This is a genomic window from Bradyrhizobium sp. 14AA, from assembly GCF_054185205.1.
Genome location: NZ_JAVAYM010000129.1, coordinates 1 through 480, shown reverse-complemented (window position 1 = coordinate 480; position 480 = coordinate 1). Strand labels below are relative to the sequence as shown.

At 63.3% G+C, this 480-nt stretch carries 1 protein-coding gene; it reads left to right on the top strand.

The window, feature by feature from the left end; translation table 11 throughout:
* Positions 1–480: ABC transporter permease (locus RAD15_RS43650; protein ID WP_458184836.1), on the top strand; the 480-nt coding region annotated here is incomplete at both ends.

Here is a 480-nt window from a genome sequence, read left to right as displayed (position 1 = left end):
ACGGCTGAACTGGATCGACCCGTTCTTCTACGCCATGCCCTCGACCATCGTCGGGCGCCTGTATGAATGGATCACCGAAGGCACCTCCGAGGGGCCGCTCTGGTATCATCTATGGGTGACGATGGAGGAAGCGATGCTCGGCTTCCTCACCGGCTCGGTCGCCGGCATCCTGGCCGGCATCGCGCTCGGCCGCAATCGCATGGCCTCCGACATCTTCTCCATCTACATCAAGGTCATCAACTCCATTCCGCGCGTCGTGCTGGCGCCGATCTTCATCATGCTGTTCGGCCTCGGCCTGGCATCCAAGGTGGCACTGGCCTTCGTCATGGTGTTTTTCGTGGTCTTCCACAACGCCTTCCAGGGCGTGCGCGAGGCCGACCGCGCCATGATCGCCAATGCCCGCATCCTCGGCGCGTCGGACTGGCAGGTGACCCGCTCGGTCATCGTGCCGTCGGCCATGAGCTGGATCTTCGCCAGCCT